The organism is Klebsiella sp. K-3 (genome assembly GCF_051207495.1).
GTDB classification, from domain to species: Bacteria; Pseudomonadota; Gammaproteobacteria; order Enterobacterales; family Enterobacteriaceae; genus Klebsiella; species Klebsiella aerogenes.
The window spans coordinates 1-492 of sequence record NZ_JBPNXF010000039.1 but is presented as its reverse complement, the minus strand read 5'-3'; the positions used below and the strand labels follow the sequence as shown (position 1 = coordinate 492).

1 protein-coding gene is annotated in these 492 nt (G+C 59.1%); it reads left to right on the top strand.

The features are described from left to right. Window positions 1-492, top strand: a 492-nt coding sequence (locus ACSEMK_RS24045; RefSeq protein ID WP_430915556.1) for a carbohydrate porin, incomplete at both ends; no start/stop codon positions are given.

The window sequence follows — 492 nt, the reverse complement described above, 5'->3', positions numbered from 1 at the left end:
GAGGTATATGCCAACTATGGCTTTGACTCAAAAGCGGTGGACAGCGACGCGCGCCTCGATGCCTGGCAGGGCGGGCTGGTGCTGAGCCACACCAACGACAGCGGGGTGAATAAGGTGATCCTGCGCTACTCCGACAACTCGGATAACAGCGTCTACAACAAAACCGACGACCTGACCACGGTCTACGCCAGCTTTGAGGGCAGCCATAAATTCACCCAGCAGGCGCAGATCGAATATCTGCTGGCCTTCCACGACTACGACAACGGCAAGGACAATACCGACAACCGTAAAAACTACGGTGCGATCGTCCGGCCGATGTACTTCTGGAACGATGTGCACTCGACCTGGCTGGAAGCGGGCTACCAGCGCGTTGACTACGACCAGGGCGGGGATAACCACGGCTGGAAGCTGACGCTGTCGCAGAACATCGCCATCGGCATGGGGCCGGAGTTCCGCCCGATGCTGCGCTTCTATGTTACCGGCGGCCAGGTG